This window comes from Iodidimonas gelatinilytica (assembly GCF_008579125.1).
GTDB lineage: Bacteria > Pseudomonadota > Alphaproteobacteria > Sphingomonadales > Rhodothalassiaceae > Iodidimonas > Iodidimonas muriae.
Genome location: NZ_BKCL01000001.1, coordinates 115,963 through 137,994, shown reverse-complemented (window position 1 = coordinate 137,994; position 22,032 = coordinate 115,963). Strand labels below are relative to the sequence as shown.

Here is a 22,032-nt window from a genome sequence, read left to right as displayed (position 1 = left end):
CCGCCATGAATTCGGACATCCGCCATAACAGCCGCATCGTAAAAGCCCCCACAGGAACGGAATTGCAGGCGAAAAGCTGGCTTACCGAAGCGCCCTTGCGCATGTTGATGAACAATCTCGACCCCGATGTGGCGGAACATCCGCAATCCTTGGTGGTCTATGGCGGCATCGGACGGGCGGCGCGCAATTGGGCGGCCTTCGATAAAATCGTTTCTGTTCTGAAACGGTTAGAGGAGGATGAAACCCTGCTGGTGCAATCCGGCAAGCCGGTGGGCGTGTTCAAAACCCATCAAGATGCCCCGCGCGTTTTGATCGCCAATTCCAATCTGGTGCCCCATTGGGCCACATGGGAGCATTTCAACGCCCTCGACCGCCTTGGATTGATGATGTACGGCCAGATGACCGCCGGATCATGGATTTATATCGGCTCCCAGGGCATCGTGCAGGGCACCTATGAAACCTTTGTGGAAATGGCCCGCCAGCATTATGGCGGCGACCTGTCTGGCCGCTGGATATTGACCGCCGGCCTTGGCGGTATGGGCGGCGCGCAACCGCTGGCTGCCACCATGGCGGGCGCCTCCTGTCTGGCGGTGGAATGTCAGGCGGACCGCATCGAAAAGCGGTTGCAAACCCGCTATCTGGATCGCCGTGCCGACACTTTGGATGAGGCATTGGCCATGCTGGAAGATGCCCGCAAATCGGGCAAAGCCGTTTCCATTGGTCTCTTGGGCAATGCCGCAGAGATACTGCCCGATCTGGTGAAGCGCGGCATAAACCCCGATGCGGTCACAGACCAGACATCGGCCCATGATCCCGCCAATGGATATTTACCCGCTGGCTGGTCCATAGAACACTGGACCAAAAAGCGCGACACCGCCCCCCATGAGGTGGAAGCCGCAGCCCGTGCCAGCATGGCCCTTCATGTAAACGCCATGCTGGCTTTTCACGATCAGGGCATCCCCACCTTCGATTATGGTAATAATATCCGTCAGGTGGCCTTGGATGAAGGGGTGGAACGCGCCTTCGATTTCCCCGGATTTGTGCCCGCCTATATCCGTCCGCTTTTTTGCAAAGGCATCGGGCCATTTCGCTGGGTGGCTTTATCGGGCGATCCGGAAGACATTGCCCGCACCGATGCCAAGGTGAAAGAGCTGATCCCCGATGATCCGCATTTGCACCGCTGGCTGGATATGGCTGCCGACCGCATTGCCTTTCAAGCTTACCGGCCGCATTTGCTGGGTAGGCTTGGGCGATCGCCACCGCCTTGGCCTTGCCTTTAACGAAATGGTGCGTAAAGGCGAATTGAAAGCACCCGTGGTGATCGGCCGCGACCATCTTGATTCCGGTTCCGTGGCCAGCCCCAACCGGGAAACCGAAAGCATGAAAGACGGCTCCGATGCCGTATCCGATTGGCCCTTGCTGAATGCGCTTTTGAACACCGCTTCGGGGGCAAGCTGGGTGTCTTTGCATCATGGTGGCGGCGTTGGCATGGGCTTTTCCCAACATGCGGGCATGGTCATCGTCTGCGATGGCAGCGTGGATGCCGATAAAAGGCTGGAACGGGTATTGTGGAACGATCCGGCCAGCGGCGTGATGCGCCATGCGGATGCGGGCTATGACAGCGCCATAGCCTGCGCCCGGGATCACCATCTTGACCTGCCATCGCTGGAGGATTGAGCCATGAACGCCCTTAAAATCACCCCCGGCCGCACATCTTTGGGCCAATTGCGCCTTTTATGGGCGGGCGGCCATATCCCCGGCCTTCCCGATGATGCGTGGCGCGCGATTGATGACTCCGCCGCAGCCATCACCCGCATTTTGCAATCGGGCCGCACGGTCTATGGCGTCAATACCGGCTTTGGGCTGTTGGCGCAAAGCCGCATCGATGGGGATCATCTGGCCGATTTGCAAAACAATCTGGTGCTGTCCCATTGCTGCGGTGTGGGAGAGCCATTGGACGGCGCTGTTGTGCGTCTTGCCATGGGTCTCAAGATCATCGGTTTGGCACGCGGGCTTTCAGGTGTGCGCCCGCTTTTGATCAAACGGCTTTTGGCGCTTTTAAACGCCGAAGCCATGCCTGTGATCCCGGCACAAGGCTCGGTGGGCGCATCCGGTGATTTGGCCCCCCTTGCGCATCTGACCGCAGCAAGCATGTTGGGTGTGGGTGAAATCATGCTGAAAGACGGCACCCGCCTGCCCGCCGAAGACGCCCTGAAAATCTTGGGGCTTTCCCCTATCGAACTTGGCCCGAAAGAAGGGCTGGCGATGATCAACGGCACGCAGATCTCCACCGCCCTTGGGCTTGACGCACTGTTTCGTGCCGAACGGGTATTCGATACAGCGCTTGTGGCCGGGGCCATGTCGGTGGACGCATTGAAAGGCAGCGATGTGCCCTTCGATCCGCGCATCCATGAAGGCCGGGGGCAACCCGGTCAAATCCGCGTTGCCGCACGCATGCGGGCTTTGCTGGAAAAGAGCGACATTCGGGCTTCCCATGCCGATTGCGACAAGGTTCAAGACCCGTATTCCCTGCGCTGCCAACCGCAAGTCATGGGCGCTTGCCTTGATATGCTGGAATTTTGCGCCCGTATTCTGGAAACCGAAGCCAATGCGGTCACCGACAATCCGCTGATTTTTGCCGATAGTGATGAAGCCCTTTCCGGTGGCAATTTCCACGCCGAACCGGTGGCTTTGGCCAGCGATGCCCTCGCCAATATACTGTGCGAAATCGCCTCGATCTCCGAACGGCGGCTGGCCATTCTGGTCGATCCCAAGATGAGCGGCCTGCCCGCTTTTCTGGTCAATAATAGCGGCCTCAATTCCGGCTTCATGATCGCACAAGTCACAGCGGCTGCACTTGTTGCGGAAAACCGGATGCTAGCCCATCCCGCCAGTGTGGACAGCATCCCCACATCCGCCAATCAGGAAGATCATGTGTCCATGGCCACCCATGGGGCGCGGCGCACCATTGCTTTGGCCAAGAATGCCGCATCGGTGATCGCCATCGAGCTTTTGGCTGCCGCCCAGGGCCTTGATTTTCACGCACCGCTCAAACCGTCGCTGCCCTTGCAAGCCGCCCATGCCGCTGTGCGCGCCCAAATCCCCGCTTATGATAAGGATCGGTATTTCGCTCCGGATATTGATAAGATCCGCGCAATGGTGGAAAGCGGCGGCCTTGTGCCTGCGGATCAGGCCATCGCCAACCGCAGCACATGATCAGGCCGTGCAACCACCCTGCCGGTTTCAACACTTGTATCTTCTGCCACATAAAGGAATCCTGAGACTCTTATAAATTCGGACAGGTCTTGAGATGGACAATCCCTATATCGCCCTTGGATCGCTTCTGGCCATTTCGGCCCTTGTGCTGCTGAACTGGCTGCTGGGCGGCTGGAGCCGGGCAAAGATTACGACCAAAGATCAGGCGGTCGCACGCTATGGGCAGGATTTCTGGGAGCAGACCCCCAATGAAGCGGTGCTGGATCAGGAAGGCCGGGCGGCCCTGCTGACGCTTTCGGGCACATCGGCCCTGGGCCTTGTGGTTGCACAAGGTGGGCATTTCATCACCCGTCATCTGGATATCCATTCGCTGCGAGCCGTTCAAAAAGACGGCGACTCCGGCCTTGTCATCCAGCTTCAAGACTTTGCGCTGCCCCGCATCCGCATTATATTGGAAACGCCAAAGCAACAAGATCTATGGCATGATCGCTTGATCATGCTTGTGCACCAAAAGCACCCGATGCCCACCCCTCGAACAAAAGGGGCTGCCTGATATGATGGACCTTCCCAATCCCGTTCTTTATGCCATCCCGGCCTTTGTGGTTCTGATCATTGCCGAAATGGTCTATGGCCGCCTGACCGGACGCACCCTGTTCGAGCCAAAAGACACGGCCACCAGCCTTGCCATGGGCCTGGGAAGCCAAATCGCGGGATTGATATTCGGTGGCCTTGTGCTGGCTCTTGGTTTTTATATCTGGGAGCATTATCGCCTGTTCGATCTGGGCTTTCACTGGTGGACGTTCCTTCTCGCCTTCATTCTGGACGATCTCGCCTATTATGTCTTCCACCGCGCCAGCCACCGTATTCGCTGGTTCTGGGCTGCCCATGTAATCCATCACACAAGCCAGCATTACAATCTGTCCACCGCCCTTCGCCAAACATGGACCGGCGCCCCTGCCCTCACCTTTATTTTCAGCCTGCCGCTGTTTGTGCTGGGCTTTCATCCTTTGTTGATCGCCTTTATTTCCGGCATCAATCTGATTTATCAATTCTGGATCCACACCGAAGCCATCACCCGCATGCCCCGCTGGTTTGAAGCCATTTTCAATACGCCGTCCCACCATCGGGTGCATCACGCCACCAATCCGCGTTATCTGGATGCCAATTATGCAGGCGCCCTGATTATCTGGGACCGGATGTTCGGCACCTTCGTTCCCGAACTGGATGAAGAAAAATGCCGCTACGGCACTGTCAAACAGCTTGGCACCTTCAATCCTTTGAAAGTGGCTTTCCATGAATGGGTCGGTATTTTTTCCGATGTGATCCGAACGAAAAACTGGCGGCACTGGCTGGGCTATGCCTTCGGCCCGCCGGGCTGGAGCATGATGGCTCACGCATGACCTCTGACCAGATCAAGGAAAGCTGGGCCGCACATCAAAACCGCCAGACACAACCGGATCAACAGGTGCGGCAGTCACCGGAGAATAGCCCCGCAAAGCCCGTCCCGGCGGAATAACATCTCTGGCGGCCTTTCCACGCCATTGCCCTTGTTTCCTGTTTTGTTCTCATTTATCCTGAGGCCCATGCTTGACATGGCCGGCTAATCGCGCCACCTGCCAATCTCCTCCTCTTCTGCGTATAGGGCAATATGTTAAAAACACTTTCCGTTCGCGGCGCCCGTGAACACAATCTCAAATCCGTGGATGCGGATATTCCCCGCGATAGCCTTACGGTGATCACCGGCCTTTCGGGATCGGGGAAGTCCAGCCTTGCCTTTGATACCATTTATGCAGAAGGCCAGCGGCGCTATGTGGAAAGCCTGTCAGCCTATGCGCGACAGTTTCTGGAGTTGATGCAAAAGCCCGATGTGGATCATATCGAAGGGCTGTCTCCGGCCATTTCCATCGAACAAAAAACCACATCGAAAAACCCCCGCTCTACCGTGGGAACGGTCACGGAAATCTATGATTATATGCGCCTCCTATGGGCGCGGGTGGGTATTCCCTATTCCCCTGCGACCGGCGAGCCGATCACCGCACAAACCGTATCGGATATGGTGGACAAGGTGATGGCGCTTCCCGAAGGAACGCGGCTTTTCCTGCTGGCCCCCATCGTGCGTGGCCGCAAGGGCGAATATAAAAAAGAATTCAAAGACCTGCAAAAACGCGGCTTTCAGCGGGTAAAGGTGGATGGGGCCTATTACGAAATTGATGAAGCGCCAACGCTGGATAAAAAATACAAACACGATATCGATGTGGTGGTGGACCGCATCGTGGTCCGCGACGGGCTGGAAACCCGCCTTGCCGACAGCTTTGAAACCGCGCTTGAACTGGCCGATGGGCTGGCTTTTGCGGAATATGCTTATCGGGATGGCGAAGAACCGAAAGACGGGCCGGAGCGCATCACCTTTTCCGCCCGCTTTGCCTGCCCTGTTTCGGGCTTTTCCATTGCCGAAATCGAACCGCGTCTGTTCAGCTTCAACAGCCCGCATGGCGCCTGCTCCATCTGTGACGGCTTGGGAATAAAGCTGATTTTCGATCCCGATCTTGTGGTGCCCGATGCCACGAAAACCCTTGCATCGGGGGCAATTGCCCCTTGGGCAAAGTCCATTGCGCCTTATTATAAACAAACGCTGGAAGCGCTGGCAAAGCATGGTGGCTTTACCATGCGCACCCGCTGGGATGATCTGGATGATGCCCAGAAATCGCTGATTCTTTATGGTTCGGGCAAGGAAGATGTGACCATTCGCTATGATGATGGTCACCGCAATTATACCGTTGACCGCCCCTTTGAAGGGGTCATCAAGAATATCGAACGGCGCTGGCGCGAAACCGAAAGCTCTGCGGTGCGTGATGATCTTGCGCGTTTTCAAACCAGCGCAATATGCGAAGCCTGTCAGGGACACCGCTTGAAACCGCAAGCACTGGCCGTCAAAATCAATGGCTGCCATATCAGCGAGGTTACGGCCCTTTCCATCGCCAAAGCCCATGACTGGTTCGGCAATCTGCCTGACTATCTAAACGAAAAGCACAAAACCATCGCTGAAAAGGTGTTGAAGGAAATCACCGAACGGCTGGGTTTTCTCAATAATGTGGGGCTTGAATATCTGACCCTTGCCCGCTCGTCCGGCACCTTATCGGGGGGAGAAAGCCAGCGCATCCGGCTGGCTTCGCAAATCGGATCGGGGCTGACAGGCGTGCTTTATGTGCTGGATGAACCCTCTATCGGCCTGCATCAGCGCGATAATAACCGCCTGTTGGAAACGCTGCGCAATTTGCGGGATATGGGCAATACGGTCATCGTGGTGGAACATGATGAAGATGCCATCCGCACCGCCGATTATGTGATCGATATGGGCCCCGGTGCCGGAGAACATGGCGGACGCATTGTGGCACATGGCACGCCCGAAGCATCATGGCCTCCAAACGCTCCATGACCGGTGCCTATCTTTCCGGACGCAAAAACATTCCCGTGCCCGACAAACGCCGCAAAGGCAACGGCAAGTCATTGAAAATAAAAGGGGCGCGTTCCAACAATCTCAAGAATGTGGATGTATCCATTCCTTTGGGTACGCTCAGCTGCATCACCGGCGTATCCGGTTCGGGGAAATCCACCCTCACCATCGAAACCCTGTATAAAGCGGTGGCACGGCATCTCAATAATGCCCGCGCCCATCCCGGCGACCATGATGCCATCAAGGGCTTGCAGCATCTGGATAAAATCGTCGATATCAACCAAAGCCCCATCGGGCGCACACCGCGCTCAAATCCCGCTACCTATACCGGCGCGTTCACCCCCATCCGCGACTGGTTTGCCGGCCTGCCTGAAGCCCAAAGCCGTGGCTATAAGCCGGGCCGCTTCTCGTTCAACGTAAAGGGCGGGCGCTGCGAATCCTGTCAGGGAGACGGTGTGATCAAGATCGAAATGCACTTTCTGCCCGATGTTTATGTCACGTGCGACCAATGCAAAGGCAAACGCTATAACCGCGAAACACTGGAAATCACCTTTAAAGACAAATCAATCGCTGATGTTCTTGATATGACCGTTGAAGACGCGGCGGTGTTTTTCAAGGCGGTGCCATCGATCCGCGACAAGATGTTGATGCTGGAACGGGTGGGCCTTGGCTATATCCGCGTGGGTCAGGCGGCCACCACTTTATCGGGCGGTGAAGCGCAACGGGTAAAGCTGGCAAAAGAGCTTTCAAAACGCGCCACCGGAAAAACCCTTTATATTCTGGATGAGCCCACCACCGGCCTGCATTTTGAAGATGTGCGCAAATTGTTGGAAGTGCTTCAGGCATTGGTGGAGCAAGGCAATACGGTGGTGGTGATCGAACATAATCTGGAAGTGATCAAAACAGCCGACTGGCTGGTGGATATGGGGCCGGAAGGCGGCGATGGCGGCGGCGAACTGGTGGCCGAAGGAACACCGGAGGCGGTGGCCGAAATCGCCCGCAGCTATACCGGTCAATATCTCAAACCCTTATTGGAAGGCGACCACGCCGCCGCACAATAAACCGCTTATAAAACCCGATCGTTTTCAACCTTTGGTCCGTATTGAAAGCCCCTATCCGGCTCAACCGTCTTCATCTGTCGAAAAGGTGAGCGGTTGGGGCTTGCGATGGGCTTGAGTTGCACCACATCTTGCGGCACAAGAGACAGAGTTTTTCAAAGAGCCGCAAGGAACGATACATGGCATTTGCGACCCAAGACGCCGTCAAGGAATATTATGGTCAGGATCTTAAAAGCAGCGCCGATCTGAAAACCAGCGCCTGTTGTCCGGCAGAAGCCATGCCACCCCATGTGCGCCGCCTGTTGGCCAATGTGCATGAAGAGGTCCGCAACCGCTTTTATGGCTGCGGCTCGCCCATTCCGCCTGTTCTGAAAGGCGCACGGGTTCTTGATCTGGGCTGCGGAACCGGCCGGGACAGCTTTATCCTGTCACAACTGGTTGGCGCGGATGGCGAAGTGATCGGCGTTGATATGACCGACGAGCAGCTTGCCGTGGCCCGCCAGCATTTGGGCTGGCATATGGACCGCTTTGGTTATGACCGCCCCAATGTCCGCTTTGAAAAAGGCTATATCGAAGATCTGGCCGCCCTTGGCCTGCCCGATAACAGCCTTGATGTGGTGGTGTCCAACTGCGTGATCAATTTGTCGGCGGACAAAGAAGCGGTGTTCCGCGAGATTTTCCGTGTTCTGAAACCGGGCGGCGAGCTTTATTTCTCCGATATTTTCGCCGGTCGCCGTATTCCCCAAGCCCTGCGCGAAGACAAAGTGGTGGTGGGCGAATGTCTTGGCGGGGCGCTTTATACAGAAGATTTCCGCCGCATGATGCGCAAGGTGGGCTGCCTTGATTATCGGGTGATGAGCCGTGCGCCGGTCGATCTCAACGACCCAGAAATCATTGAAAAAGCCGGGATGATCGATTTCTGGTCCATCACAGTCCGCGCCTTCAAACTGCCTTTGGAAGATCTGTGCGAGAATTTCGGACAGGTGGCCTGGTATAAAGGCACCATCGAAAACCATCCGCACAGCTTTGCGCTTGATGACCATCATCTGTTCCAGACCGGCCTTCCCATGCCGGTCTGCGGCAATACGGCAATGATGCTCAAAGACACCCGCTTTGCGCCGCATTTCCGTGTGGATGGCGATATGTCCACCCATTATGGGCCGTTCGATTGCACAACATCGGCAGCGACCACAGAAAAAGATGTGGGAAGCTGCTGCTAAAAGCGCCTTCTGGCATCATCAAAAAAACAGGGCCGCGGGATCATCTCCCCGGCCCTTTTTCGTCGCTTGAATACAGCCGCAGATGCTCTATTTCCGCTCGGCCCAAGTAAGGGATTTGATCACCCCACGCAGGGTCTGGATTTCCTGAGTGGTAAGAGACGCATTCTGGAACAGGGATTTCAGCGCCCGCATTTGCGTCGGCTTGCGGTCTGCCGAACGGAAATAGCCACGTTTATCCAACGCCTCTTCAAGCTGGTCATAAAGCCCTTGATAATGGGCTTTGGGGGCCGGGTCTTCTTGCCGGCTGTCCATGCGCGGCTTTGTATCATCCTTCGCCTTGAACCATTCATAGGCTGCCAGAATCACGGCTTGCGCCAGATTGAGGCTGGAAAAATCCGGATTCACAGGCACGGTCATCACCGTATCCGCCAAGGCCACATCTTCATTATCAAGGCCAGAGCGTTCCGGCCCGAACATCAGCCCGGCCCTCCTTTCCAATCCACGGATTTCAGCCACCGCCTGTTGCGGTGTCACCACCGGTTTCACCATATCGCGCGGGCGCACCGTTGCCGCATAAACCCGGCCGAGATCGCCAATGGCATCGGCCACCATGTCATAAACCTTCGCCCCATCCAGAACGCAATCCGCACCAGATGCCGCAGGGCCAGCCGCCGGATTGGGCCAGCCATCACGGGGCGCCACAAGCCGCATCTCGGTAAGGCCGAAATTCAGCATGGCCCGCGCCGCCTTGCCGATATTTTCGCCAAGCTGCGGACGCACCAAAATCACCACGGGCGCAAGATCAGTCATTGCCGGTCCGTTCCCAATCGGTGGTGCCATCGGGGCGATCCAGCAAACGGATACCGGCGGCATCCAGCTGATCGCGCACCTTGTCGGCGCGGGCGAAATCGCGGGCTTTGCGTGCCTCTTTCCGTTCCAGAATCAATGCCTCGACCGCATCTGCGTCCAAGCCGCCTGCCCTGTTGCCCTTGAACCATTGGTCCGGGTTTTCCAGCAACAATCCCATGAACTGCGCCCCGGCCAATAATTGATCCACGCTTTCCGGCTTTGCCAAGGCTTCCAAAGCGGCGATGGCCCTGGGGCTGTTAAGATCATCCTCTAGGGCTGCAACCACCGTTTGCGGTACGATTTGCGCAGGCTGAACTCCTGCAATCAAGCGGTACCAACGATCCAGCCGACGCTTGTTTTCCGCAATACCGTCTGTGGTGAAATCCAGCGGCTGGCGATAATGGGCCGACATAAGCGTCAGCCGGATAGCCTCGCCGGGGAAATCCGCCAACAGATCATGGACCGTATGGAAATTCCCCAGTGATTTCGACATTTTCTCGCCGCCCGACAGCACATAGCCATTATGCACCCAAGTGCGCACAAAAGGATGGCCGTGGCAGCATTCGCTTTGCGCCAATTCGTTTTCATGATGGGGAAAAATCAAATCCTGTCCGCCCCCATGAATATCGATTTCCGTGCCAGATGCGCCTTGATCATGGCCGAACATTCCAGATGCCAACCGGGGCGTCCCTTGCCCCACGGGCTATCCCAACCGGGCTGATCCGTATCACTGGGTTTCCACAGCACAAAATCCGCCGGGTCTTTTTTATAAGGGGCCACCTCCACCCGCGCACCCGCCACCATTTCATCCCGCGGGCGATGGCTAAGCTTGCCATAATCGGGCATGGCGGGCACATGGAACAGCACGTGCCCTTGGGCCGCATAGGCAAAGCCTTATCCATCAGATCCGCGATCATGGCGACCATCTGCGCGATATGATCGGTGGCATGGGGCTCGATACTGGGCGGCAAGACATGAATGGCCGTCATATCCTCGCGGTAAATGCGGGCGAATTTTTCGGTGATCGTCGCAATGGGGGTGCCGCTTTCAGCAGCGCGGGCGATGATCTTGTCATCAATATCGGTGATATTGCGGGCATAGGTTACATGCCCCTCGCCATAAACATGGCGCAACAGCCGAAACAGCAAATCGAACACCACCGGCGGACGTGCATTGCCGATATGGGCAAAATCATAGACCGTTGGCCCGCACACATAAAGCCGCACATTTTTGGGATCGATGGGCTGGAACGGCTCTTTCTTGCCGCTCATGCTGTTGGTGAGATGAAGGCTCATGCCTGCTCCCCTTTGAGCCGCGCTTGCACCCGTGCACGCCCGATCAAGGGCAAAAGCGTTGCCATTTCCGGCCCGTGATCCTCACCGGTCAGTGCCTGCCGTAAGGGCAAGAACAGCGTTTTTCCTTTGCGGCCTGTTGCTTGCTTGATGGCACCGGTCCAAGCCTTCCAGCTATCCCCCGCAAGGTTTGGGGCAAAAGCTCTGCCGCCTCCGCCAGAAAGGCGCGGTCATCATCCATAATCACCGGGTTCAACGGCCCCAAAACCACCTTGCGCCAGCAAGCCACATCGTTGAAATGTTCCAGATTGCCGCGCACGGCCAACCAGAAATCTTCCCCCAAATCCGCCAAAAGCGCCCGATCCTTCACATCCTGATAGGAAAGCTGATGCAGAATTTTGGCATTCACCTGATCCAGTTCGTCTTCATCGAAAATGGCCGAAGATTTCGAGAATTTTGAAAATTCGAACCCATCACGCAAGGGAGCAACATCCACAAATGGCTCGATAGGATCAGAAGACCCAAGACGGGCGATAAAGCTGATGATGGCCTGCGGTTCCAATCCGGCTTCATCGCGCAAGGCGGCAATGGAGCCACTGCCCGCACGCTTGGAAAATTTGTCGCCGCCTTTGCCCTTCAACAAAGGATAATGGGCAAAAAGCGGAGCCGTGCCGCCCAGTGCTTCAAAAATCTGGATCTGCTGGCCGGAATTGGTCACATGATCTTCACCGCGCACCACATGGCTGATGGAAAAATCCATATCGTCCACGGTTGAGGGCAGCATATAAAGGAAAGTGCCATCGGCCCGGATCAGAACCGGATCGGACAGGCTTGCCGGATCAATGGATTGCGGCCCACGGATCAGGTCCATCCACTCCACCCGCTGATCGGTATCCAGCTTGAAGCGCCAATGGGGTTTCTTGCCCTCGGCTTCCAGCTTTTCCCGATCCGCCTGTGTAAGCTTCAAGGCCGCCCGGTCATAAACCGGCGGCTGGCCGCGCCCAAGCTGCAAGCGGCGCTTGATGGACAGTTCTTCCGCCGTTTCATAGCAAGGATAAAGCCGCCCTTGCTCCTTCAAACGCTCGGCCGCTGCATGATAGCGCTCCAGCCGTTGTGATTGCCGGGCTTCCTGATCCCAATCAATGCCAAGCCAACGCAGATCATGGCGGATCGCCTCGATATAATCATCGCGGGAGCGTTCGGCATCCGTATCATCAAAACGCAACAGAAATTGTCCCCCTTGCTGACGGGCAAACAGCCAGTTCAACAAAGCGGCGCGAACATTTCCCACATGCAAAAGGCCGGTGGGAGACGGGGCGAAGCGTACATTTACAGACATGGGCGTCGGGTTGTCCTGAAACCATTGGTGATTGGGAAGCGGCGATCGCGGCCAAAACTTTTGCGGGTGATTTTCACGCCCGGTGCAGCCTGACGGCGTTTATATTCAGCGACATAAAGCAAATGCTCAACCCTTGCCACTGTCTTTGCATCATGCCACGCGCCACAATTTCGGATGCGGGCATGCTCCGCTCGACCAGACAGGCCAGAATGTCGTCCAACACATCATAGGGCGGCAGCGAATCTTCATCTTTTTGATCGGCGCGCAATTCTGCAGTCGGTGGCTTGGTGATAACACGGGCGGGCATCACCGGACCTTCGGGGCCAAGGGCATGAAGCGGCGTGCGGTGATTGCGCCAGTGCGACAAGGCAAAAACGGTGGACTTGTAAATATCTTTCAGCACCGAATACCCACCGCACATATCGCCATAAAGCGTGGAATAGCCCACACTGACTTCCGATTTATTCCCGGTGGTGAGCACCAGATCGCCAAATTTGTTGGACATGGCCATCAAGATCACGCCGCGCAACCTCGACTGGATATTCTCTTCGGTAATGTCTGGCGCATGGCCTTCAAAAATCGGACCTAACATCTGATCGAAGGCGGCAACGCCCGGCTCGATGGCCACGCTATCAAGGCGCACCCCCAAAAGATCGGCGCATCCTTGCGCATCTTCAAGGCTTTCCGGGCTGGTATAGCGCGATGGCATCATCACCGTGCGCACCCGGTCCTTTCCCAGAGCATCCACAGCGATCGCCGCCGTCAGCGCAGAATCAATCCCGCCCGACAAGCCGATCAGCACACCAGGAAAGCCGTTTTTCCCCACATAATCGCGCAGCCCCAAAACGGTGGCTTGCCAGATCGCCTCCAGATCATCGAACAATGGTGCTTTCCGCCCCTCTTGCGGGCGCAAGGCCAGACTGTCTCCAATCTGTTTTGGAAGACAGTCCACAATTTCCATATCCGTTGAAAAGCCCGCAAGGCGCACCATCACCTCGCCCTGCGCATCCAGGCAAAAGGATGTTCCATCGAAAATCACTTCGTCTTGCCCGCCCAGCTGATTGACGAACATAAGCGGCAATCCGGTTTCGGCCACACGCTTGCGGGCTTCCATCAAGCGCTCGTCGCCTTTATCGGTTTCAAAAGGCGACGCAGTGGGCACCAGCAGAATTTCGGCCCCTGCCTCTACCAAATCGCGCGCCGTATGGGGAAACCACATATCTTCGCAGATCATCACCCCAAGACGGCGGCCGCGCACCATCACCGGCTCTGTCTTTGAAGCGGCAGCGAAAATCCGCTTTTCATCGAAAATACCGTAATTGGGCAGATCGCGCTTGCACACCTTATGGATGACCTCGCCTCCATCCATCACCAAAGCGGTATTATAAAGCCCGTCATCAAACAGCCAGGGCGACCCCACGATCAATGCCGGGCCGCCATCCGCTGTTTCTTTGGCCAGCATCTCGGCGCACTGCATGGCGCTACGCTGGAAGAATGATTTCAGCACCAGATCTTCCGTGGGATAGCCCACAAGGCTCAGTTCAGGAGTGATAACAAGATCAGCCCCCAAAGCAGCCGCTTTGGCCCGTGCCGTGCGAATTTTTTCCACATTGCCATCAATATCCCCCACCACAGGGTTCAATTGCGCAAGTGCGATGCGAAAGGGATGTGCGTTCATGCAGGCTTGTTTAGCCCTTCATCGCAACCGCCACAAGATGGCTCAGGCGCTTTCACGTACCTCGGCCCCTTGCTCCACGGCGCGCCGCTCCTCTTTCAACAATTCCGCAATCTGGAAGGCCATCTCGAGGCTTTGGTCCGCATTCAGCCGGGGATCGCAATGGGTGTGATAGCGCGAAGACAATTTATCTTCGGTAATGGCCATGGCTCCGCCGGTACATTCGGTCACATTCTGCCCCGTCAGCTCCAGATGAATACCGCCCGGATAGGTTCCTTCGGCGCGGTGAATGGCAAAGAACTGCCGCACTTCCCGCATCAACTGGTCAAAGCCACGGGTTTTCAGCCCCACCGAGCTTTTCACCGTATTGCCGTGCATGGGATCGCAGCTCCACACCACCCGACGGCCATCGCGCTTCACCGCACGGATCAAATTCGGCAAATGCTGCTCGACCTTATCGGCGCCAAAGCGACAAATCAGGGTCAGGCGGCCCGGCTCGTCAAAGGGATTGAGCAGATCCACCACCCGCAGCAATTCATCCGGCTGCATGCTTGGCCCCACCTTTACAGCGATGGGATTTTCAATACCCTTCAAAAATTCCAGATGCGCCCCGTCCAATTGCCGGGTGCGATCACCGCACCACAGCATATGGGCCGAGCTATCCACCCATCCGCCGCCCGATGGTTCATGGCGGGTCATGGCTTCTTCAAACCCCAGCAGCAAACATTCATGACTGGTGAAGAAATCCGTGCCCTTCAGTTCATGGGCCGCATCGTCCCCGACCCCACAAGCGCGCATGAAAGCCAATGATTCGCCAATGCGGTCCGCCAAATCCTGAAAGCGTTCCGCCGCCGGGGAATTGGCTACAAATCCAGATTCCAGCGATGCACCCGATGCAGGTCCGCATAGCCCCCACTGGCATATGCCCGCAAAAGATTAAGGGTCGCCGCCGATTGATTATAGGCGCGCATCAAGCGATCCGGATCGGGCATCCGGGCCGTCGCATCAAACTGGATGCCATTCACATTATCGCCGCGATAGCTGGGCAGTTCCTGATCGCCTTGCCGTTCCATATCGCTGGAGCGCGGCTTGCCAAATTGCCCGGCCATGCGCCCCACCTTCACCACAGGGCACGCCGCCCCGAAGGTAAGGATAACCGCCATTTGCAGCAAAACCCGGAAGGTATCGCGGATGGTATCGGGGTGAAATTCTGCAAAGCTTTCCGCGCAATCCCCACCCTGAAGCAAAAAGGCACGACCATCGGCGACCCGGCCAAGCTGGTGCTTCAAAGCCTTTACCTCACCCCCGAAAACCAAAGGCGGATACCGTGACAAATCGCTTTCCACAGCGGCCAGTTTATCCTTGTCGGGATAATTGGGTTGCTGGGCTGCGGGGCGGTTACGCCAACTATCAGGGGTCCAGCGTGTTGGCATATTTCAAAAACTCCACTCAAAACGCATGATCATAACAAGCGGCCATCATAAGCAAGCCCGCCGAACTTGTCAGCCCTGCCAAAGGCCTTAATTGCGTTTTGTGCTCATCAAAACCAGTTCTTCGGCGCTGCTGGGGTGGATGGCCACGGTTTTATCCAAATCGGCCTTGGTAAGCCCCATCTTGATCGCAACGGCAAATCCCTGAATGATCTCAGGACTATCGGGGCCGATCATGTGGATGCCCACCACCTTGTCGGTTTTGCAATCGACGATAATCTTGGCATAGGCCCGTTCATCGCGCCCGGCCAGCGTGTTTTTCATGGGCCGGTAATCGGATTCATACACATCCACATCACCCAGCTTGTCCAGCGCCTGATCCTCGGTCATGCCAACAGTGCCAATGGGGGGATGGGAAAACACCGCCGATGCCACATTATGATGATCGGGAGAAACCGGCGTGCCTTTAAACCGGGTCAGGGCAAAGGCATGGCCTTCCTTGATGGCCACGGGCGTCAGCGCAATGCGATCCGTCACATCGCCAACAGCATAGATATTCTCCACATTGGTGCGGGAATAATCATCCACCGTCACCGCCCCATTGGTATCAAGAGCAACCCCGGCCCGTTCCAATCCCAAACCTTCGGTATAGGGGCGGCGGCCAATGGCATACATCAACTGGTCGGTTTTCAAATTCTCGCCGGAATTCAGCGTTAGCGACAGCCCGTCACCGGTTTTTTCGATGGCCTCCACATCCGTGTGGCACAAGATCTTGATGCCTTTATCCTGCATGGCTTTTTGCAGCCGGATCCGCAAATCCTCATCAAAACCACGCAAAATACGGTCCCGCCGATAAATAAGGGTCACATTGGACCCCAGACCATTGAAAATTCCGGCAAATTCAACGGCAATATAGCCGCCCCCAACGATGACGATGTCTTTGGGCAACTCTTTCAAATGAAACGCTTCATTAGAGGTGATGGCATGCTCCACACCGGGGGTGCGCGGCAGATTCACCGTCCCGCCGGTGGCCACCAGAATCGTATCCGCCGTGACGGTTTTATCGCCCATCCGCACGGTATGCGCATCCTCAAGCGTTGCCCGGCTTTCAAACACCTCGACAGTATTAGACGCCAGCATTTTCTTATAAAGCCCGTTCAGCCGGTCAATTTCCGCATCTTTTGCTGCGATAAATTTCGTCCAGTCAAAATTCGGCGTTACAGCATCCCAGCCAAAGCCCACCGCATCTTCAAAATCTTCATGGAAATGCGCCGCATATGTCATCAATTTTTTCGGAACACAGCCGCGAATGACGCAGGTTCCGCCCACGCGATATTCTTCTGCAACAGCGACCTTCGCGCCCAGGGATGCGGCAATCCGGCTGGCGCGTACGCCGCCTGATCCGGCGCCAATTACGAAAAGATCATAGTCATAAGGGCTCTGTGTCATATACCGATCCTGCAGTTGGGCTTGTGCTGTGCGCAAACAGATAAGAGACCGCGCTCATAATGACAATCACATCGAAGTGAATTCATATGCGGCCACGCTAACTTACCAAATGCAGATAATAGCGATGGCGATCATACTGAGCGATCACATCGGCAATAATCTGTTCCTTGGAATAGCTGATCACATCATAGGGATCGCTGCCCTCGCCTTGATAAACTTCGGCACGATAAAAGCGCGATGCTTTCGATCGTTTTGGTTCAAATTCCGGAAAGGCAAAGCTGGGTGTTTCATAACTACGCAAATGCACAGCATATTCAAAAGGATAGGCTTGCCCCGCATCTTCTTCCACCAACAGGCTTACCCGATCCTCTTGGTGATTCACCGATGATTCAACCCCGCGCAATGAAAGTTCACGCGCCACTTCCAACAATGCAGGATGGGCAATGTCGGCCATAAAAACAATGGCCTGCACCCGTTTGGGATAATGCAAAATGCTACGAAGTCTTTGCTTCCACGGCACACCAACGCCATCCACCGCCAAAGATGACGCCACGCGGTGGCTGGCTTTCCGCGCCCGTTCATCGCGCAGCCCGCGATAAAGCCCCCAACACACCACCAGAATAACAAGGGTAAAAGGCAAAGCGCTGGCCAAAGACGCCGTTTGTAGCGCACCCAGCCCCCCGGCCAACAGCAAGACAGCCGCCACGATGCCTTCCGTTACCGCCCAGAAGATCCGTTGCCAAACCGGCGGCTCCTTATCCCCGCCCGAAGTGATGATATCGATCACCAATGACCCAGAATCCGAAGAGGTGACAAAAAACGTAATCGCAAGCGCCGTGCCTAAAATCGAGGCAATGCTGGAAAAGGGCAAGGCTTCCAAAAACTGGAACAATGCCACCGGCATATTGGTGGTAACCACTTCCCCCAATTTAGAAATGCCTTCCATATCGAAAAAGATGGCTGAATTGCCAAAGACGGTCATCCACAAGAAGGTGAAGCCCGATGGCACCAACAACACATTGATCACAAATTCCCGAATGGTTCGCCCACGGGAAATCCGGGCAATGAACATGCCCACAAAAGGCGACCAGGCAATCCACCATGCCCAGTAGAACAAAGTCCAATCGCTGATCCAATGGTTTGGCTCATAGGCAAATAAGGTGAAGGTCCGGGTCACCAGACTTCCCAGATAACCACCGATATTTTGAACGAAAGCCTGCAGCAAAAACAAGGTTGGGCCAGCCAGCAGAACAAAAACCAACAAGCCAATGGCCAGGATCAGATTGATTTCGCTCAGCCGTTTGATGCCTGAATCCAGACCAGCCACCACAGACGTGGTGGCCGCCCCTGTAATCAAGGCAATAAGCAAAAGCTGCATCCATTCATTTTCCGGCACGCCGAACAGATGATTCAGCCCGGCATTCACCTGCATCACCCCCACACCAAGGGAGGTCGCAACGCCGAACATGGTGCTCACCACCGCCAGAATATCCACCGCATGGCCGATGGGGCCGTGGATGCGCTCCCCCAAAATGGGATAAAGGCTGGACCGGATGGTTAGGGGAAGCCCGCGTCGATAGCCGAAATATGCCAAAGACAGGCCCACCACGGCATAAATCGCCCAAGCATGAATACCCCAATGGAAGAAGGTGATTTCCATGGCCTCGCGGGCCGCCTGTGCGGTTCCACCTTCAATGGTGGGGGGCGAAAAATAATGGGAAATCGGTTCTGCCACGCCGAAAAACATCAAGCCGATGCCCATGCCTGCGGAAAACAACATGGCCATCCACGAGGCATAGGAAAAATCCGGTTCAGAAGAATCCGGCCCCAACCGGATATCCCCGAAAGAACTCATGCAAGGCCAAGAACAAACACCAGAAAGATTGCCACCGACAGCACATAAAACCAGCCGAATCGCTCGACAATGCCGGATTGCAGCGTTTTGAATATGGTTGAAGCATCTCCGGAATCCAGCGCGGCAAAGCATAGAGTTGCGAAAATGATCAAGGCCGAAATAAAGAAAACCGGCTTATTGACAGACTCAAATATCTTCCAGTTCCAAAACGCCACAGAAGCCCCTCTTGTGCGCAAAAAAAGATGATGGCGCTATGTACGACAGAAAAGGGTCCGTGTGCAAATCTATGGAAATATTTATCCTTATCTCCCTCAGTGACAACGATATTATGCAAGATCAAACCGCCATGATCGCTGATCCATAAGGAATTTGACGAATTATTATCCGTGGTCTTTTCAAAGCCGATCCTATGCACCGATCCCATGCGACCGGCACCAAAGAATATCAATAAGGACAGGCGGGCCTTGGAAGATTTTAGCCCGCGCCTACCATGGGCTTTAAGGTGGTCTTTCCACCATGGCTCCCAGCCAGAAATGTCTCGATCAGGCCGATGAGCTTGATTCTGTCGATGGGTTTGGAGATATAATCGTTCATCCCGCCACTGATAAGCTGATGGCGGTCTCCCTCCATGGCATCCGCCGTGATGGCAATAATCGGTACCTGCGCTTTTTTTGTGCCAAGGGCGCGAATTTCCCGCACCGCCATAGGCCCATCCATCACCGGCATATGCACATCCATCAAAACCAGATCAAAGGATTGCGTAGCCACCAGTTCCAAAGCCTGTGCGCCATCTTCCGCAAACACCAGATCATAGCCCTGACCATGCAACATCTCGCGCATCACCAGCCGATTTGTTTCATTGTCTTCCGCAATCAAAAGCCGCGCCCGGCTCGCTTGCTCATCCCTGGCAGTCGGCGCATCTTGCAAAACCGCGCCCTTTCCGTCCCCGTCCGATCCAGTCACATTGATTTCGGCATCCACCAAAGGCAAGGCAAACCAGAAATCCGTCCCTTCACCCAAGCGGCTGACAAAATCGATCTGCCCGCCCATCAAGCCGACAAGATGCCGGCAGATAGATAATCCAAGGCCCGTGCCCCCATATGTCCGGGTTGCCCCGGTTTCCACTTGGGTGAAAGGCTCGAACAACTGCGATTTATGCGCTTCGGAAATTCCAATGCCTTGATCTTTCACCCGAAAAACCACGGCTGGCGCCTTTAAAATCGTATCGTCTTTACACACGGAAACGCGCACCGCCCCATGGGACGAGAATTTAATGGCATTGGAAATCAGATTGGACAACACTTGGCGAATCCGGCCCGGATCCCCCACAATATGCAATGGCAGATCCGGGGCAATCTGCATTTGAAGCGCCACCCCTTTATCATTGGCTTTCGCTTGCCAAAGGTCGGCCAGATCCGACACCAGATCCCGTAAAGCGAAGGTTTCCACCTGAATATCCAGCTTTCCGGCCTCGATCTTGGACATGTCCAGGATATCGTTCAAAAGCGCCAGCAGCATATCCGCTGAATTGAGAATGGTTTCCACCTGCCGTTTTTCTTTCGGCTCCAGCCCGGCTCTCAAAAGCACTTGCGCCATGCCCATAATGCCATTGAGCGGTGTGCGCACTTCATGGCTTGTCATTGCCAAAATATTGGATTTCACTTCATTGGCATGCTCAAGCTCTTGTTGTGCCAACAACAATTCGCCACTTCGGATCTCGGCCTCTGCGGTGGCGCGGGCCTTGGCGCGCAGCAAAATCGCCAAGCGACAATCACTCCCAAAAGCATGAACGTGCCGATCAAGGCGGCTCTGCGCCATGTTGATTCCGAAGCAAGCCGCAAGGCGCTGATTTCCTGATCCCGTTGCAGCAGGGCAATTTCCTGCTCTTTACGTTCCAGATCCATTTGCGCTTCCAAAACCTTGCCCAATTGGTTCACTTCCGCCGTATTGATGGCTTCCCTGAATTTCTGGCTTTGGCTTTGGTGGTCATAGGCTAATTTATAGTCACCGTTTGCCGCGTATAATCGCGCAAGAAGCCCGTGCAAATCACGCAACCGCGCCCGTTCGTGATTTTTCTGGGCTTGTTCAAGACCGCGCATGGCATAATCGACAGCCAGATCCACTGAGCCCTTTGCTTCATGAACGCGCGCCATATTCAGCCACGCATTGCTCACCAAAGACCCGACCCCAAGCGCATCGGCTGCCGTGATGCCGCGCTCGATATATAGAAGGGCATCATCATATCGGCCCAGATTGACCAGCTTCGCCAATATTGTCATCGACATAGGCAGACACCAAAGGGTTGTTCAGTTCCTCGATCAACGGGCGTGCGGATATCAAAAGGTCATAGGCTTTCTGCGCCTCACCACTGGTGACATAGGCATAGGCCAGATTATTGATAATGCGCGCGCGTAAAAACGTGTCGCCAGTCTGTTCGGCCCGCACCAAAGCCCGCTGGTAATTGGAAATGGCATTATCCCATTGGCCGATTTCCTGATAAATACCCGCCCCGCTAGCATGGGCGGCGGCCATGCCCTCATTATCCCCAAGCGCATCAAAAACGCCCCAGGCGGCGAAATAATCGGTCAAAGCCGACGCCATATCACCCAAATGTTCATGCGCTCGTGCTTTTGCCATCAACAAATCCGCATGAAGTTTGGATTGGGGATCCAAACCGGCCGCCTCGAACAACCCAAAAGCGCGTTTTGCAACCCTTAATGCCTCATTGTTCTGGCCAAGGCGGCTCAAAATCAGGGATTTGAGCATATACAAGCGAATGATATTGGCATCCGCATCCTGTGTTGCCGGCAATATCGAGATTTGCTCATCAATCAGCGCCATGGCCCGCAAAGGCTCGCTATCCACAAGCCGGGATGCCTGTTCAATAACCGTCATTGAAATGCCGGACGCGGGTTCGTCAGAGCTTTCAACTTGGGCATGGGCCGGATGGTCAATGACCGGCGATCCAGCGATCACCGCATATGCCAGCATGCATAAAATTGCGCGAAACCAATGTATTTTCATTTACAACACCTGGCGGCCCATGAATATTTTATCTGCTCTAATATACACAGAGACATATCAGGCGCAGGTAAACGAAATACAAAGACTGCCCAATGCTCTTTTTTCTGCCGCCTTTCAATTTCAACGGGCTAAGAATAGAAACGTGCAGATATTCATATCTAAAATCTGACA

Annotated in this window: 9 protein-coding genes and 7 pseudogenes; 6 read left to right on the top strand and 10 right to left on the bottom strand. The window is 55.3% G+C overall.

All coding sequences use genetic code 11. The annotated features are described in order from the left end of the window. The first annotated feature begins 5 nt into the window (after window positions 1-5). From hutU to JCM17844_RS00585, 6 genes and pseudogenes are all read left to right on the top strand, one after another. Window positions 6-1,677 (top strand): annotated as a pseudogene (hutU, locus tag JCM17844_RS00610) (urocanate hydratase). Window positions 1,678-1,680: 3 nt separating this feature from the next. Next, window positions 1,681-3,216, top strand: coding sequence for a histidine ammonia-lyase (gene hutH / locus JCM17844_RS00605; RefSeq protein ID WP_149999202.1), 1,536 nt, complete (start codon window positions 1,681-1,683; stop codon window positions 3,214-3,216). Between the two features lie 94 nt (window positions 3,217-3,310). Then, a complete protein-coding gene (locus JCM17844_RS00600; protein WP_149999201.1) occupies window positions 3,311-3,769 on the top strand; it encodes a hypothetical protein in 459 nt (152 codons plus the stop codon). Between the two features lies 1 nt (window position 3,770). Then, window positions 3,771-4,616, top strand: a complete 846-nt coding sequence (locus JCM17844_RS00595; protein WP_210431059.1) for a sterol desaturase family protein — start codon at window positions 3,771-3,773, stop codon at window positions 4,614-4,616. A gap of 248 nt (window positions 4,617-4,864) precedes the next feature. Next, window positions 4,865-7,731 (top strand): annotated as a pseudogene (gene uvrA, locus JCM17844_RS16980) (excinuclease ABC subunit UvrA). A 176-nt stretch (window positions 7,732-7,907) separates the two neighbouring features. Next, complete coding sequence (locus tag JCM17844_RS00585; RefSeq protein WP_149999200.1) at window positions 7,908-8,948, top strand: methyltransferase domain-containing protein; 1,041 nt, start codon at window positions 7,908-7,910, stop codon at window positions 8,946-8,948. 87 nt (window positions 8,949-9,035) lie between these two features. On the opposite strand, the gene JCM17844_RS00580 is transcribed toward JCM17844_RS00585, so the two are convergent. The 10 genes and pseudogenes from JCM17844_RS00580 to JCM17844_RS00540 form a co-directional block, all read right to left on the bottom strand. Next, complete coding sequence (locus JCM17844_RS00580) at window positions 9,036-9,758, bottom strand: RNA methyltransferase (protein ID WP_149999199.1); 723 nt, start codon at window positions 9,756-9,758, stop codon at window positions 9,036-9,038. Continuing rightward, window positions 9,751-11,092 (bottom strand): annotated as a pseudogene (gene cysS, locus JCM17844_RS16975) (cysteine--tRNA ligase). The gene JCM17844_RS00580 and the pseudogene cysS overlap by 8 nt, the downstream one beginning before the upstream one ends. Next, window positions 11,089-12,428: pseudogene (gltX, locus tag JCM17844_RS00570) on the bottom strand (glutamate--tRNA ligase). The pseudogenes cysS and gltX overlap by 4 nt, the downstream one beginning before the upstream one ends. Continuing rightward, window positions 12,419-14,106 (bottom strand): annotated as a pseudogene (locus tag JCM17844_RS00565) (NAD+ synthase). Before JCM17844_RS00565 ends, gltX begins: the two co-directional pseudogenes overlap by 10 nt. 42 nt (window positions 14,107-14,148) lie before the next feature. Beyond that, window positions 14,149-15,536: pseudogene (locus JCM17844_RS15625) on the bottom strand (class II 3-deoxy-7-phosphoheptulonate synthase). A gap of 87 nt (window positions 15,537-15,623) precedes the next feature. Next, window positions 15,624-16,982 carry a glutathione-disulfide reductase gene (gene gor, locus JCM17844_RS00555; RefSeq protein WP_149999198.1) on the bottom strand — a complete coding sequence of 453 codons (1,359 nt, stop codon included), beginning with the start codon at window positions 16,980-16,982 and terminating at the stop codon, window positions 15,624-15,626. 97 nt (window positions 16,983-17,079) lie between these two features. Beyond that, window positions 17,080-19,052 (bottom strand): annotated as a pseudogene (locus JCM17844_RS00550) (BCCT family transporter). Window positions 19,053-19,311: 259 nt separating this feature from the next. Further along, entirely contained in the window at window positions 19,312-20,601 is a 1,290-nt protein-coding gene (locus JCM17844_RS00545; RefSeq protein ID WP_210431050.1) for an ATP-binding protein, read from the bottom strand. Next, complete coding sequence (locus tag JCM17844_RS13905) at window positions 20,496-21,122, bottom strand: hypothetical protein (RefSeq protein WP_210431049.1); 627 nt, start codon at window positions 21,120-21,122, stop codon at window positions 20,496-20,498. The genes JCM17844_RS00545 and JCM17844_RS13905 overlap by 106 nt, the downstream gene beginning before the upstream one ends. Beyond that, window positions 21,076-21,828 (bottom strand): tetratricopeptide repeat protein, encoded by a 753-nt coding sequence (locus JCM17844_RS00540; RefSeq protein WP_210431048.1) that lies wholly within the window; start codon window positions 21,826-21,828, stop codon window positions 21,076-21,078. Before JCM17844_RS00540 ends, JCM17844_RS13905 begins: the two co-directional genes overlap by 47 nt. Window positions 21,829-22,032 lie beyond the last annotated feature (204 nt).